We start from the raw sequence: 13,880 nt of genomic DNA, 5'->3' as shown, positions 1-13,880 counted from the left end.
TTACTCGACCTGCTCGACGGCGATCTCTACGCCGGTGACCCGGAGCCCGCCTACGCCTTCTCGTACGCCGAGTAGTCCTTGAGCGCGATCGAGTCGTGCAGCCTCACCGCCTTGCCGCCCAGCGCGGTCGCGGCCCGCGTGAGCGGGGCAGGCAGGCGGCCGACCAGCCGGACGCCCTGCGCGAGCGTCCACAGGTCGCGCCGGCCGCGGGGCACCAGGCGCTTGGCCGCGTTGACGGCGAACACGCGGCTGCGCCGTACGTAGTCGCCGAGCTCCGCCTCGTAGGCGGGGAAGGCCCGCTCGTGGTCGCCGCCGGCGGCGGCGAGCTCGCCCGCCAGGACGTACGCGCCGACGACCGCGAGGCTGGTGCTGCCGCCGACCGCCGGGCCCGGACAGTAACCCGCGTCGCCGACGAGGCCGACCCGGCCGCGTGACCAGGTGTCCAGACGCAGCTGCGTGACGGAGTCGAAGTAGAAGGCGGGGGTGCGGTCGAGCTCGGCCAGCAGCCGCGGGATCTCCCAGCCCGCCCCGGCGAACCGCCCGCGCAGCAGTTCCTTCTGCCGGACCGTGTCCCGGTGGTGGTAGTCGAGCGGCTCGGGCGTCCTGAACAGGAACACCGCCCGCGCGTCGTCCATGTGCGCCGCCCCGTACATGCCGGCCATCCTGCCGACGCCGACGAGCACCTCCATGCGGCCGTCGAGCCCCAGGTGGTTGGGTACGGACGCGACGGCCAGGTAGGCGCCGATCCAGGTCGAGAAGCGCGACTCGGGGCCGAAGACCAGGCGGCGCACGTTGGAGTGCAGCCCGTCGGCGCCGATCACCAGGTCGTACCGCCTGGCCGTGCCGCGCTCGAACGCCACCTCCCCGTCCGGCGAGATCGACGTGATCGAGTCGTCGAAGACGTACTCGGTGTCGTGGCGTGTGGCGTCGTAGAGGATCTCGCTCAGGTCGTCGCGCATGATCTCGACGTGGCGGTCCGAGACCGCCGTGAACAACCTGCTCAGGTCGAGCTCCACGGGCCGGCCGGCGCCCTCCGGCAGGATGGCGAGCCGTTCGGTGCCGGTCTTCCCGGCGATCACCGGGTCGAGCAGGCCCATCTTCTCGACGATGTCCATCGCGGGCCTGAACAGGTCGATCGCGTGGCCGCCCGTCTTGCGCAGCGACGGCGCCCGTTCCACGACGGTCACCTCGAAGCCGTACCTGGTGAGCCAGTACGCCACGGCGGGCCCGGCGACGCTGGCGCCGGAGACGAGGATTCGCATGACCACCTCCTTACTTAACGGATGGTAAGCCGCTCCCCGCGCGCCGCACAAGAGCTTACTTACCGATTGGTAAGCGATACGCTGTGGGCATGGGCAGGCCGAGTGACACCAAGGCGCGCATCCAGGCGGTGGCGCGCGAGTTGTTCGTGGAGCAGGGGGTGCGCGACACCAGCCTGCGCCAGATCGCCGACCGCCTCGGCATCACCAAGCCCGCCCTCTACTACCATTTCGCCTCGCGCGACGACCTGGTCAGGAGCATCATCCAGCCGCTGGTCGAGGACATGGAGGGGTTCGTGGCCGGGCGCCGGCCGGGCGAGGCCAGGCACCTGCTGGAAGACTACTTCGAGCTGCTGTGGCGCCACCGCGAGGTGACCGTCATGGTCGTGCGGGAGCTGTCGACGCTGACCCACCTCGATCTGGGCGGGCGCATGTTCGAGTGGCGGCGGCGGCTGATCGTGCTGCTGCTCGGGCCCGACCCCATCCCGGCCGCGCACATCCGGGCCACGGTGGCGCTGGGCGGGATGGCCGACTGCACGGTCGAGTACGCGAGCCTGCCGATGGAGGAGGTCAAGGACGCCGCCGTCGAGGCCGCCGCCGCCGCGCTCGGGCTGGCCCCCTGAGCCGGCAGCGGCCTCTCGGAAGGTTCCCGGACCGCGATGTTCTAGACCGCGATGTAGAGGTCGGCGCCGCCGGGGTGATGCACCTCGAGGTCGGTGGTGAACGCGCGTGCGGGGGCGCCGCCGGACTCGGTGTGCTTCCACACCTGCTGCCACGCCTCGACGACCGCCTGCGGCATGGGCCCGCGGGCCTCGATCCTGAGTGTCCTGGCCGCGGGCACCCGCACCGCGACCATGCCCTCGGGCAGCCGCGGCACCGTGCGCACGCCGATGCCCACGATCTGGGTGTAGGCGCCGTGGTGATCGCTCTCGTAGTCGGTGAGCACGGCGTAGAGGTTTTCGTCGATCCGTCCGGGCACGTGCGCGAAAGCTCCCGGGGCCCCCGCCCGCTGCCAGAGCGCGGGCAGTCTCGCCCGCACGGGATCGGCCTCCTCGGCGTTGGTGGTGCGCACGGCGAAGCCGACCACCGTCAGCTCATCACGGTCTGTGATGTCCACAGCCCCTCCATCCCCCATGAGTATCCCGGCCGATCATAAGCCCCTGGGAATCAGGGCAAACCATTGATGACACAGTCACGCCATAGGATGGACGAACGTGAAGTTCCTCAACGGCCTCGAGCCGCGCAACGACCTGACCTACAGCGACGTCTTCATGGTGCCGTCGCGTTCCTCGGTCGGTTCCCGGCTGGCGGTCGACCTCTCGACACACGACGGCACCGGCACCACCATCCCCATCGTCGTGGCCAACATGACGGCCGTCGCGGGCCGCCGGATGGCGGAGACCGTCGCGCGCCGGGGTGGCATCACCGTGATCCCGCAGGACATCCCCATCGACGTCGTGACCGACGTCGTCGACTGGGTGAAGAAGCGTGACCTCGTCCACGACACGCCGCTCACGCTGACCCCGCACGACACCGTCGGCGAGGCGCTGCAACTGCTGCCCAAGCGCGCCCACGGCGCCGTCATCGTGGTCGACTGGGACAACCGGCCCGTCGGCGTGGTGACCGAGGCCGACTGCCAGGGCATCGACATGTACACCCAGTTGTCGCAGGTGATGTCGAGCGAGTTGCTGACGCTGCCCGCGGGGCTGGAGCCGCGCACCGCGTTCGACCGGCTCCACGACGGCCGCCACCGCCTGGCCCCGATCGTCGACGGCGACGGCCGCCTGGTGGGCATCCTGACCCGCACGGGCGCCCTGCGCGCCACGCTCTACCAGCCCGCGCTCGACGACGCGGGCAGGTTGCGCATCGCCGCCGCCGTGGGCGTCAACGGAGACGTCGCGGCCAAGGCCAAGGAACTGCTCGAAGCCGGCATCGACTGCCTGGTCGTGGACACCGCGCACGGGCACCAGGAGAAGATGATCTCCGCGCTGAGGGCCGTGCGCGCGCTCGGCCCGGGCGTGCCGGTCGCCGCCGGCAACGTGGTGACGGCCTCGGGAGTGCGTGACCTGGTCGACGCCGGGGCCGACATCCTCAAGGTGGGCGTCGGCCCGGGCGCCATGTGCACCACGCGGATGATGACCGGCGTCGGGCGTCCGCAGTTCTCGGCGGTGCTCGAATGTGCGGCCGAGGCCCGGCGGCTCGGCCGCCACGTGTGGGCCGACGGCGGCGTGCGCCACCCGCGCGACGTGGCCCTCGCCCTGGCGGCCGGCGCGGCCAACGTGATGATCGGCTCCTGGTTCGCCGGGACGTACGAGTCACCCGGTGACACGCGCACCGACGCCAACGGGCGCAAGTACAAGGAGAGCTTCGGGATGGCGTCGGCGCGTGCCGTCCGGCTGCGCACGGCCGACGACGGCGCGTTCGACCGGGCCAGGAAGGCGCTGTTCGAGGAGGGCATCTCGACCTCGCGCATGTACCTCGACCCGGTGCGGCCCAGCGTGGAGGACCAGATCGACGCGATCGTGGCCGGGCTGCGCTCCTCGTGCACCTACGCGGGCGCCACCACGCTGGAGGAGTTTCACGAACGCGCCGTGGTGGGCATCCAGAGCGCCTCGGGCTACACGGAGGGCATGCCCCTGCACCAGAGTTGGTGAACCTCGGTCCCGCTCAGACACGATCCCGGCCCGCTCGGGCGCCGCGCCGCTTCTCTCCGGCGCGGCGCCGTCGGGGTGGCTCCAGCCATCGGCGGGGCGGCCGCGCCGAGGCCGGGGTCGCCGAACCGGATCCGCATCATCGGACGGTCACCGGCGTTCTTGCCATCGCCGGACACCACCAGGCCAGCGGCCCGGCCGGCAGGATCACCCATCGGAAAACTACTTTCGAATCAGGACGTCAGACATCCTCTCTCAGGTAGGAAGCACTTTTCTCAGATGAACGATCAGGCCGGCTCACACCCCCGGCGGAAACCAGGCTTGACGGTTCTGAGGGTTGATCGGCACTGAGATATGTTCGTGCGTGATCAACCACTTGCCGCTTGACCGCCGGCAGCAAACGCTCGATCGTACCCATATTGCGCTCTGGACCCCGTTCTTGCGCGTACCGGTGTCCAGGTGGAGCATGTGCGCGAACGCGACATCTGCGCTCGTCGCCATGGTGAGATCGTGCGTTTCCAGGTCGATGGGACCGTCGTGTTCGTCGAACCACCGCACAAAGTTGCGGCGGAGTTCATCGGATCCCGTGAACTGGAGAGGGGGAACAACATCGTAATAAACGATGTCGGAAGAATAATGTGACATGAGTCGATCAATGTCCTTTGTATGGCAGGCATCGACTCGACTCTCCAAAAGCGCCCTAACCTCGGCATCGTTCGAAGTCATCGCATCCTCCGTTCAGGAATCTGACCGCAACCAGTTCGCCTGGCGGTGGTCCTTGTGGTCTCAGTGATCCGACGACCCAGCCCACTGGAATGTGAGGTGCCACCAGCTGACGGACCTGCCCTACCAGCCCCGTCGTTGTTCTGTGCTGGATCAGGCGGCACGGCCGGCCTTGAGCGAGGCCGCGGTGTCGACGACGCGGCGGGCCTGGTGACGGGCCGCCTGCACGATCACCTCACTGGGCGGCCCGTCGCCGGCCACGTGGGAGGTGCCGTAGGGATTGCCCGACTGGAACTGGACGGGGTCGGTGTAGCCCGGGGGCACGATGATGCCGCCCCAGTGGTAGAAGGTGTTCCCCATCGCCAGGAGGGTGGACTCCTGTCCGCCGTGGGCGGTGTTGGAGGCGGTGAAAGCCGAGTACACCTTGTCCGCGAGCCTGCCTTGAAACCAGAGGGGACCGGTAGCGTCGATGAACGCCCTGAGCTGGCTGGCCGGGTTGCCGAAGCGGGCGGGGGTGCCGAACAGCACCGCGTCGGCCCAGGCCAGATCGTCGTGGCCGGCCTCGGCGACGTCGGCGGTGTCCTGGAGGTGCTGGGCCCAGGCCGGATTGGCGCTGATCGCCTCCGGTGGAGCCGTTTCGGCGACCTTGCGCAGTCGCACGTGGGCGCCGGCCTTTTCCGCGCCCTCGGCGGCGGCCTGCGCCAAAGCGTGCACGGTGCCGGTGGCGCTGTAGTAGATGATGGCGACGTTCACGGGTTCCATGATCGGTTTACTTCCTTCGCGTTCGGTTCATCGGTACGACGGCACAGCCCTGCGAAATGTGAGGCGACGCGCCGACCTCACCGTCCAGGCCAGGACGCGGCCGGCCCAGCGGCCCCGACCAGGACCAGCCCAGGCCGCTGGGCGTCGCGCTGGTGCTGGTCACCGACGCGGCCGGCACCCTCGCCACGGCCGCCTGTTGGCGCCGAACCCGAGCACACCCAGCTCACGGGGGTGCTTCGCGCTCCCCGGCCAACGCGACAGGGAACCGCCGGCGCTGTGCCCCCCGCCCGTAGCGTCAGGACCTCGGATCGTCAGGCGGGCGGGCCGACCGGAACGCCGTCCGACTCCAGGTGGCGTTCATGCCGAGCTCGAAGCGCCGTACAGGTTCAGGTGAGTCAGAACAGGGCCGTCAGGCCGCGCCGGTCGGCCGCGGTGAGCCGCTTTCGCCAGGCGGCATCGCGCAGCACGATCTGGGTCAGATGGGTGTCGAGGTAGGTGATCGGGGCGGCGGTCAAGGTGCAGCGCCACGGCCCGATCGCCTCGGCGTCGACCGCCCGAGCCCTCCGGCCGCTCCCGTCACCACGGCGACGCGCCCGGTGAGCATGATCCCATCGGGGGAAACAGCCGCCATGAACGATGACGATATCCCGACGGCATAGAGTCGTCGGGTCCATTCTCACTCGCAATCAGGAGCACTTCGTGGCACTCGAGAAGCCGGAAATCGACTTCCCGGAGGGCAACCCGCCCACCGACCTGGAGATCGTCGACGTCGTCGAGGGTGACGGCGCCGAGGCCAAGCCCGGCCAGAACGTCCGGGTCCACTACGTGGGCGTCGCGTTCTCGACCGGAGAGGAGTTCGACGCGTCGTGGAACCGCGGCGAGGCGTTCGAGTTCCCGCTGGGCGGCGGTCGTGTCATCGCCGGCTGGGACCAGGGAGTCGCGGGCATGAAGGTGGGCGGCCGGCGCAAGCTGGTCATCCCGCCCCATCTCGGCTACGGCAGCCGCGGCGCCGGCGCCCGCATCAAGCCCAACGAGACGCTCATCTTCATGGTCGACCTGCTGGGGGTTCGCTGACCTTCGGGTGGGCCCACGGGCCCGCCCGTTCAGCACACCGGCCGCGCGCGGTGGGAAGTGTCGGCGCGGTGCGGCACGATAGGCCTTGTGCTACTGATCGACGTGGTCCGGGTCTCCGAGGCGGTGACGCGCGCATCCGCGCGCCTGGGCAAGATCGGTCATCTGGCGGAGCTGCTCGGCCGGGTCGGGGCCGGCGAGGCGGAGATCGCGATCGCCTACCTCTCGGGCGAGCTGCCGCAGCGCCAGATCGGGGTCGGCTGGCGCACCCTGCAGGACCTCCCCCAGCCCAAGCTGGCCGCCACCGCGACGCTGACCGAGGTCGACGCGCTGCTGAGCACGATCAAGGCGGTCTCCGGGCAGGGCTCCCAGGCGACCCGGAAGGCGCTGGTGAGCCGGCTGTTCACCGGGCTGACCAGCCAGGAGCAGGCGTTCATGCTGCGGCTGCTCGGCGGTGAGCTGCGGCAGGGCGCTCTCGACGGGGTGATGATCGAGGCGATCGCCAAGGCGTCCGGAGCGCCGTCCGCCGACGTGCGGCGGGCGCTGACGCTGCGCGGCTGGCTGCCCGCGGTCGGCGCGGCGGCGCTGACGGGCGGGGTGCCGGCTCTGCGGGCGTTCCGGCTGGAGGTCGGACGGGCGGTGTCGCCCATGCTGGCGGGCAGCGCGCCCAACGTGGTGGCCGCCCTGGCGAAGGCGGGCGCGCCGGCCTCGCTGGAGTGGAAGCTCGACGGCATCCGCGTCCAGGCTCATCGCAGCGGCGGTGAGGTCAGGGTGTTCACCCGCACGCTCGACGACGTCACGGCCCAGTTGCCCGAGCTGGTCGAGGCCGTGCTCGGGCTGCCGTCCGACGATCTCGTGCTCGACGGCGAGGTGATCGCGCTTCGTCCCGACGGGCGCCCGCACCCGTTCCAGGTGACGGCGAGCCGCGCCTCCAGCAAGACCAACGTGTCGCGGCTGCGGGAGGAGACACCGCTGAGCGTGTTCTTCTTCGACATGCTGCGGGCCGACGGCGCCGACCTGCTCGACCTGCCCTACTCCCGGCGTCAGGAGGTCCTCGGCCATGTGGTTCCGGCGGGCCTGCTCACGCCGCGGCTGGTCACGGACGACGTGGCGCAGGCGGAGAAGTTCTTCACCGACGTGGTCAGGGCCGGGCACGAGGGGCTGGTCGTCAAGTCGCTCTCGTCGCCCTACGCCGCCGGGCGCAGGGGCGCTGGCTGGGTGAAGGTGAAGCCCCGGCACACTCTCGACCTGGTCGTGCTGGCCGCCGAGTGGGGCCATGGGCGCCGCGAGGGCAAGCTGTCCAACCTGCATCTCGGCGCCCGCGACCCCGAGGGCGGGTTCGTGATGCTCGGCAAGACGTTCAAGGGCCTGACCGACGAGTTGCTGGCCTGGCAGACCGAGCGCTTCCTGGAGCTGGCCGAGGGGCCCGCCGACGAGTGGACGGTGAGGGTCCGGCCGGAGCTGGTGGTCGAGATCGCCTTCGACGGGGTGCAGCGCTCGCCGCGCTACCCGGGGGGCATGGCCCTGCGTTTCGCCCGGGTGCTGCGCTATCGGCCCGACAAGCGGGCCGAGGACGCCGACACGGTGGAGACCGTACGGTCCTTGATGCTGTGATTCATCGGCTTTGATGACTTTGGTCACCGCTTTGATCACGGCACCTAAACAATCTTGTTACCAAAGTGAGATATATCACTGGTTGTCCTATTAGGTTGCCTTTACTCGCTGTTTGTCGCATATTCGTCCAGGTCCGCGGGGAACCCCACCCCGCACACGGGATCGGCCGGCATGCGCCCCCATCACCTCCCCTGTCTGGCCTTTCCCCGTCCTTTCCCCTAGCTAGGACTGTGGTTTACCTTGGGCCAGCATTCGCGCAAGCCGTCCCTTCCCAACCCGCCCGGCCGCACGACGTCTCCGGCCAAGCGCCGCTGGGTCACCGTCGCAGCCGGAGCGGCCGTCATCGCCGCCGCCTCCACCACCGCGTGGGCCGCCGTCGCCAACGACGACCCGAAGACCTCGGCCCTGTCCCCCGAGACCAGCCTGTCCCCTGCGGCATCACCCGGCGGGCCGGGCGCCGCGTCTCCCACCGTTTCAGCCACCGTCTCACCCACCGTCTCACCCACCGGGCCGGTCGCCGGGCCCGTCACCGGCGCGACCTCCGATCCCACCGGTGCCAAGACCGCGCCGAACACGCCCGCGCCCTCCACGTCGGCCTCCGCCAAGCCGCTGGCCGCCTCCCAGCCGAAGGCCAGTAAGAAGCCGGCGACCAAGACGAAGGCCAAACCCTCCCGCGTGGTTTCCACGGGCAGTTGTGGCGCGTCCTTCTACAACGAGGGCCAGATGACGGCCAACGGCGAACGTTTCAACCCGTCGGCGCTGACCGCGGCGCACAAGACGCTCCCGTTCGGCAGCAGGGTCCGCGTCACCAACCCGGCCACCGGCAAGGCGGTGACGGTCCGCGTCAACGACCGCGGCCCGTTCATCGGCGGCCGTTGCCTCGACCTGTCCGAGGCCGCCTTCGCCGCCATCGGCAACACCGGCGCGGGCGTCATGAGGGTCACGTACGCGGTCCTGTCCCGCTGACCGGCCCCCGGGCCGAACACGACCCAAGCGGCCCGAGCACGAGATCCCGCCCGCCGGCCTCCTTGGTCGTGTGACGGGCCGCGTGGACGAGTCGGGCCATCGTGATCAGCGCGCCGAGCCCCCGCGCGGCGGGAGCGATGGCCGCCCGGACCGCGAGCTGTCGGCCTTCGCTCCCAGCGGTCACCTCGTCGGGAGTTACTTCACCAGGCGAATCGTCATGGGATAGCGGAACGGCTGCTTCTCCGAGAGCGCCGTGATGCCGCCGATGACGGAGAGGACGAAGGCAGCCACCCAGATCACCGGGACGAGCACGACGCCGATGACCGTCATCGGCAACAGGATCGTCGCGCCGATCAGGGTGAGCTGGAAGTTGAGTGCCTCGACCGCGTGGCGCCGGATGTAGGCCGAGGTCTTGCCGCCGGTGAGCATGAGGATCAGCGGGCCGACGATCGGGAACCCGACGACCGCCAGCAGATGGGCCGCGGAGGCGCCGAGGAGCTCGTTGCCGACCGGAGCCGTCTCGGGGCGGCGGACCGGCGGCGGCATCGGGCGGTGCGGGGGCGCCAAGTGCGTGCCGTAGAGCTCCGTCATGATGGGCATCAGGTCACCGTGGGTGCGGGCGGTCATCGCGCGTTCGAGGCGGTCGTCGAACTCGAGCTTGTCGAAGCGGCCCTCGGCGTAGGCGGTTTTGACGTGCTCCACCACGTGCTCACGGTCCTGGTTGGTGGCGCGCAGGTGAGCCGGCGGCACCTGTCCCGGGTCCGGGGATGTGGGTACCCCAGCCATCACAGTCATGCCTCTCCTTAGGTTCGAAACAGTCACCCTCCATACTGCGTCTCGTCGCGGCGCGATGGCCATCGGGAGGATCCCCGAGGTGTCCCCTAGATCTGCCCCGACGCGCGAAGCCTTTTGACGGTATAAAAAGGACTCATGAGATGGCGAGACCGCTACGGCATCCGGCGTCTGCGCGGCCCCAGGATTGCGAAATTCGACCGGGAGGCGACAGACGCCGACATCGAAGCGCTCATCGCCTTTGCCCGGTCCCGGCGTGGTGTGGAGTTCTACGTCGAGCCCGAGACGTTCGCGACCGACACCACCGCCGTCGCCGTGGCTGACGACGGCGAATGGACGCGGCGAAGGGTCGGCGCCCCCGCGGTGATCCACAAGGTCGCACGTGACCTGGCATTACCGGTGTATGACGTGCAGCTCACCGGCTATCCCCAGCGGATGCGCGCCTACAACGAGCGCCGCCGCCGCGAGGAGGGTGGGCTCTGACCGTCCGCGGCCGGCGTCGCGGCCCGTAGGGCGGGTGCCTCCTGGTCGTCCCAGCCCTCCTGGTCGTCCCAGCCCTTTTGGTCGTTCCGGCCCTCTTGGTCGTCCCAGCCCTTTTGGTCGTTCCGGCCCTCTTGGTCGTTCCGGCCGTCCTGGCGGTCGTTCCGGCCGTCCTGGTCGTCCTGGTCGAGCAGGTCGAGGAGGGGGACGAGCCAGCTCGCGCGGGCCGCGCCCATAGCGGTGTCGAGGTCGGCGGGGGTGGGCATGCGGCCGCGGAGCATGCCCGGTGACAGCAGGTTGCGCAGAGCGTGCATGAGCAGATTGGCCATGGAGTAGCCCGGGTGGATGGCCAGCACGCGTTCGAGGGCGATCGTGGCGAGGACACTGTCACCCGACCGCCAGGAGCCCATGGCGAACAGCGACGCGGCCGGCGGGACGAAGCGGGGCTCCAGCCTGCGCATGAGGTCCTTCCACAGGCCGATGTGGCCGTCTTCCATGAGGGTCCACGCCTCGTCACGCACCCTGACCACGGCGAGGTCGAGGCCCAGCCTGGCCGCCTCGGCGTCGTCGACGCGCCCGCCGGCGGCGTGGACGGCCAGCGCCGCGCGGACCCGTACGAGCGCGTGGGCGACGAACTCCCGGGCGAACGCGTCGGGGTCGGCGGCGGCCGTGAGACCGGCACGGAAGCCGGCCACCGCGTCGGCCGTCGCCCGGCGCATCGCCATCCGCACCGGGCCGGTGACGGGGGCGATGGTGTTTTCGAGGGTCTGGCGGTCTGGCAGGGCGACCATGCCGTGCACCGTCGCCTCGGCCGCGATCGGGCTGGCGGTGGGATCGAACGGGGTGCCGCCGGGCGGGCAGCAGTGGGCGACGTCGCAGACGTAGGACCAGTAGCGGCCTTCGTGGGCCCGCAGCGCCTCGTCGACCTCCACTCCGGCCCTGGCCGCGAACGCCCTGGCCTCGTCGACCGCCGGGGTCACCCGCTCGCCCGGGCCGTAGCCGATGACGATGACCCGCGTGATGCCCTCGCGTTCGAACAGTGGGGGCAGCGGCGCCAGCGTGCCCGGCGGGAACGGGAGGCTCCACCTGGCGGCCACCTTGACCTGCCCGCGGGCGAGCCCGACCACGATGAGACTGTCGGCGGGGTGGAAGCCCACCAGGTAGGGCACCGCGGCCAGGATGTCGGCGGGACCGGCCAGGGTGAGGCTGGGCTCGGAGGTGTTGGTCGTCATGAGGCACGAGGGTGGCCGAACCCGGCTTCCCTTTGATGCCCGGAACCCCGTTCTGGGGATAACCGGCACGGCATGCCACGCACTGTGGACAACCACCGCCGAGGCGTCAGCCCCCGGCACGGATCAGACCCAACGCGTCGGGCCAGGGCGCGCGTCGGGCGCAGCATGCCGCGGCGCAGCATGCCGCGGCGCATCAGGTCCGGCGCATCAGGGGTGGCGCATCAGGTCCGGCGCATCAGGGGTGGCGCATCAGGTCCGGCGCATCAGGGGTGGCGCGCCAGACGCGGCTTATCAAGCGCGGCGCGTCAGGTCCGGCACGTCAGGTCCGGCACGTCAGGTCCGGCACGTCAGACGCGGCGCGTCAGGTCCGGTGCGCCGGGTCCGGGTGCCAGGCGGGTGCGGACGAGGAGGGCGGCGCCCGCCACCGCGGCGGGCATCGCGATGACCGCCACGAAAGGCACCAGGAACAGCGCGAAGACGGCGACTCCGAACCCCAGGGTGGCCGGCTTGCTGCTCCTCAGCAGGGCGAACCTCTGCTTGCGGGCCATGCCGCGCCGCTCCAGAGCCAGAGTGGTCAGCTCCACCGTGAGGAAGAACCCCGAGATGGCCGCGCCCAGCACCGGCACCACGGTCTGCCCCACGACCGGGATGAACCCGAGGAAGAACAGCGGAACGGTGAACATCAGCACGAAGCCCAGGGTCACCAGGCTGTCCTTGATCGACCGGGGCAGGGTGCGCCACCACGGCTGCTCCTCCACCCCGTCCACCGGGTCGACGGCGCCGGACAGCTTCTCGTAGAACGGCTCCCCGATGGCGAGGGTCAGCGCGGTGAAGGTCAGCACCGCCAGCGCCAGGCCGCCCAGGAACAGCGCGACGCCCACCATCGCCCGGAAGGCGTCGCGCCACCCCCACGAGTCGGCGAACGGGGTCAGGAACTCGGCCAGCTCGCCGGCGTTGGTGCCGAGGAGGACGAGCGCCACCACGTAGATGGCGAACGCGATCAACGCGGGGATCAGCCCGAACAGCCACCATCGCCCGTGCCGGGCGACCCACCCCACGCCCTGCACGAAGAACCCCACGCCGGCCATGAAGTCGCGCACTGATCGCATGCCCGGCAGGCTAGCGCCAGAACGAGGTCACCGTGTAGCCCAGCTCCTCGAACAGGCGCCGCGTCAGGGGCAGCGAGAGGCCGAGCACGTTGCCGTGGTCGCCTTCGATGCCGTCGACGAACCAGCCGCCGCGCCCCTCGATGCTGAACGCGCCGGCCAGGCCGAGCGGCTCGCCAGTGGCGGCGTAGGCGGCGATCTCGTCTTCGGACGGCAGGCCGAAGTGGATCACGGTGGTCGCCACCTCGGCCACCTGCCGGTCGGCGGCCACGTCGATGACACAGTGACCGGTGACGAGGCGGCCCGTCCGGCCGCGCAGGACGCGCCAGCGCTCGGCGGCCTCCTCTGCCGTGGCCGGCTTGCCGTAGGGGCGGCCGTCGAGCTCGAGGATGGAGTCGCAGCCGATGACCAGCCCTTCGTCCAGGCCGCTCGCCACCGCCGCAGCCTTGGCCTTGGCGAGCTCGAGACTGAGCGCCGCGGGTGAGTAGGCGGAGAACGACTCCTCGTCGACCCCGCTGACGATCACTTTGGGGTCGAGCCCCGCACCGCGCAGCAGGGCGAGGCGGGCGGGAGAGGCTGAGGCCAGGACGATCACCGCACCAGCTTACCGGTCACCAATCACCCTGCGTTCGGGCCTGCTGGGGCACCGTCTCACCGAAGATCCCGGCCAGCAGCCCGGCGAGCACCGCGCCCAGATCGCTCGGCAGGGAGGACTGCTCGCGGACGAGTTCCTCGGCGATCGCGGCGGCGTCCATGTCCTGGTCGCTCGCGCGGTTGGCCAGCAGCGACATGATCATGGGGGCGATGAGGGGCAGCAGCTTCATGAGCATGCCGGAGTCGACATCGGCGAGGCGGGCGAGCCCGGCCGCGGCCTGCTCGGTGCCCTGGCCGCCGAGCACGTGGCCGAGGATGCTCTGGCCGTCGCGCGTCAGGGAGGCGATGTCGCCGTTGAACGGGTCGGCGTCGACGTGCTCGTCCAGCGCGCCGCGAAGGGCCTCGGCGCCGTCGGGGTCCTCGGCGTTGCGGGCCATGCCGCCGACGATGGTGCCCGACACCGCCTGGAGAACGGTGCGCGCGGTCGCCACGTCGGTGCCCAGCATCCCGGCGATCTGCTCCAGACCGGGGTCTCCGAGCCCGGCGAGGAGCTCGTCGTTCAGAGTCATGGCAGTCCCCCGTCCATCCTTCTGGGAGGCTTTCCCCACGCTAAACCCAGCTATATCCCGA

The 13,880-nt window shown here is 70.6% G+C and carries 15 protein-coding genes; 6 read left to right on the top strand and 9 right to left on the bottom strand.

What is annotated here, in order from left to right; translation table 11 throughout:
- Positions 1-50 precede the first annotated feature (50 nt).
- The gene (locus AB0C16_RS21450; RefSeq protein ID WP_357685448.1) at positions 51-1,262 is read right to left on the bottom strand and encodes an FAD-dependent monooxygenase; all 1,212 of its coding nucleotides are present in this window, start codon (positions 1,260-1,262) and stop codon (positions 51-53) included.
- Positions 1,263-1,351: 89 nt separating this feature from the next.
- Here AB0C16_RS21450 and AB0C16_RS21445 point away from each other — a divergent pair, with 89 nt between their 5' ends.
- The gene (locus AB0C16_RS21445; RefSeq protein WP_357685446.1) at positions 1,352-1,882 is read left to right on the top strand and encodes a helix-turn-helix domain-containing protein; all 531 of its coding nucleotides are present in this window, start codon (positions 1,352-1,354) and stop codon (positions 1,880-1,882) included.
- Between the two features lie 41 nt (positions 1,883-1,923).
- Here AB0C16_RS21445 and AB0C16_RS21440 read toward each other — a convergent pair whose 3' ends face one another.
- A complete protein-coding gene (locus tag AB0C16_RS21440; RefSeq protein WP_357685444.1) occupies positions 1,924-2,376 on the bottom strand; it encodes a GyrI-like domain-containing protein in 453 nt (150 codons plus the stop codon).
- A 97-nt stretch (positions 2,377-2,473) separates the two neighbouring features.
- On the opposite strand from AB0C16_RS21440, the gene AB0C16_RS21435 reads away from it, so the two are divergent.
- Entirely contained in the window at positions 2,474-3,913 is a 1,440-nt protein-coding gene (locus AB0C16_RS21435) for a GuaB1 family IMP dehydrogenase-related protein (RefSeq protein WP_357685443.1), read from the top strand.
- A gap of 294 nt (positions 3,914-4,207) precedes the next feature.
- On the opposite strand, the gene AB0C16_RS21430 is transcribed toward AB0C16_RS21435, so the two are convergent.
- Positions 4,208-4,636, bottom strand: coding sequence for a nuclear transport factor 2 family protein (locus AB0C16_RS21430; RefSeq protein WP_357685441.1), 429 nt, complete (start codon positions 4,634-4,636; stop codon positions 4,208-4,210).
- A 150-nt stretch (positions 4,637-4,786) separates the two neighbouring features.
- Positions 4,787-5,395, bottom strand: coding sequence for an NAD(P)H:quinone oxidoreductase (gene wrbA, locus AB0C16_RS21425; protein ID WP_357685439.1), 609 nt, complete (start codon positions 5,393-5,395; stop codon positions 4,787-4,789).
- 699 nt (positions 5,396-6,094) lie between these two features.
- Here wrbA and AB0C16_RS21420 point away from each other — a divergent pair.
- From AB0C16_RS21420 to AB0C16_RS21410, 3 genes are all read left to right on the top strand, one after another.
- Positions 6,095-6,469, top strand: coding sequence for an FKBP-type peptidyl-prolyl cis-trans isomerase (locus AB0C16_RS21420; RefSeq protein ID WP_357685437.1), 375 nt, complete (start codon positions 6,095-6,097; stop codon positions 6,467-6,469).
- A gap of 87 nt (positions 6,470-6,556) precedes the next feature.
- Entirely contained in the window at positions 6,557-8,080 is a 1,524-nt protein-coding gene (locus AB0C16_RS21415; protein ID WP_357685435.1) for an ATP-dependent DNA ligase, read from the top strand.
- Positions 8,081-8,320: 240 nt separating this feature from the next.
- Positions 8,321-9,046 carry a septal ring lytic transglycosylase RlpA family protein gene (locus AB0C16_RS21410; protein ID WP_357685433.1) on the top strand — a complete coding sequence of 242 codons (726 nt, stop codon included), beginning with the start codon at positions 8,321-8,323 and terminating at the stop codon, positions 9,044-9,046.
- A 195-nt stretch (positions 9,047-9,241) separates the two neighbouring features.
- Here AB0C16_RS21410 and AB0C16_RS21405 read toward each other — a convergent pair whose 3' ends face one another.
- Positions 9,242-9,841, bottom strand: a complete 600-nt coding sequence (locus AB0C16_RS21405; protein ID WP_357685431.1) for a DUF1707 and DUF4870 domain-containing protein — start codon at positions 9,839-9,841, stop codon at positions 9,242-9,244.
- Positions 9,842-9,976: 135 nt separating this feature from the next.
- On the opposite strand from AB0C16_RS21405, the gene AB0C16_RS21400 reads away from it, so the two are divergent.
- A complete protein-coding gene (locus tag AB0C16_RS21400) occupies positions 9,977-10,321 on the top strand; it encodes a hypothetical protein (RefSeq protein WP_357685430.1) in 345 nt (114 codons plus the stop codon).
- On the opposite strand, the gene AB0C16_RS21395 is transcribed toward AB0C16_RS21400, so the two are convergent.
- The 4 genes from AB0C16_RS21395 to AB0C16_RS21380 all read right to left on the bottom strand — a co-directional run bounded on the left by AB0C16_RS21395 (position 10,282) and on the right by AB0C16_RS21380 (position 13,819).
- Positions 10,282-11,550 (bottom strand): DUF4192 domain-containing protein, encoded by a 1,269-nt coding sequence (locus tag AB0C16_RS21395; protein WP_357685428.1) that lies wholly within the window; start codon positions 11,548-11,550, stop codon positions 10,282-10,284. The genes AB0C16_RS21400 and AB0C16_RS21395 overlap by 40 nt on opposite strands.
- Positions 11,551-11,897: 347 nt before the next feature.
- On the bottom strand, positions 11,898-12,659 hold the full coding sequence (locus AB0C16_RS21390; RefSeq protein WP_357685426.1) for an EI24 domain-containing protein: 762 nt from the start codon (positions 12,657-12,659) through the stop codon (positions 11,898-11,900).
- 10 nt (positions 12,660-12,669) lie between these two features.
- Positions 12,670-13,251 (bottom strand): nucleoside triphosphate pyrophosphatase, encoded by a 582-nt coding sequence (locus AB0C16_RS21385; protein ID WP_357685424.1) that lies wholly within the window; start codon positions 13,249-13,251, stop codon positions 12,670-12,672.
- Positions 13,252-13,267: 16 nt separating this feature from the next.
- Positions 13,268-13,819, bottom strand: coding sequence for a DUF937 domain-containing protein (locus AB0C16_RS21380; protein WP_357685422.1), 552 nt, complete (start codon positions 13,817-13,819; stop codon positions 13,268-13,270).
- Between the last annotated feature and the right edge of the window lie 61 nt (positions 13,820-13,880).

Source organism: Nonomuraea sp. NPDC048916, assembly GCF_040649575.1.
GTDB lineage: Bacteria > Actinomycetota > Actinomycetes > Streptosporangiales > Streptosporangiaceae > Nonomuraea.
The sequence above is the reverse complement of the archived record's forward strand: the minus strand, read 5'-3'. Positions and strand labels throughout refer to the sequence as shown.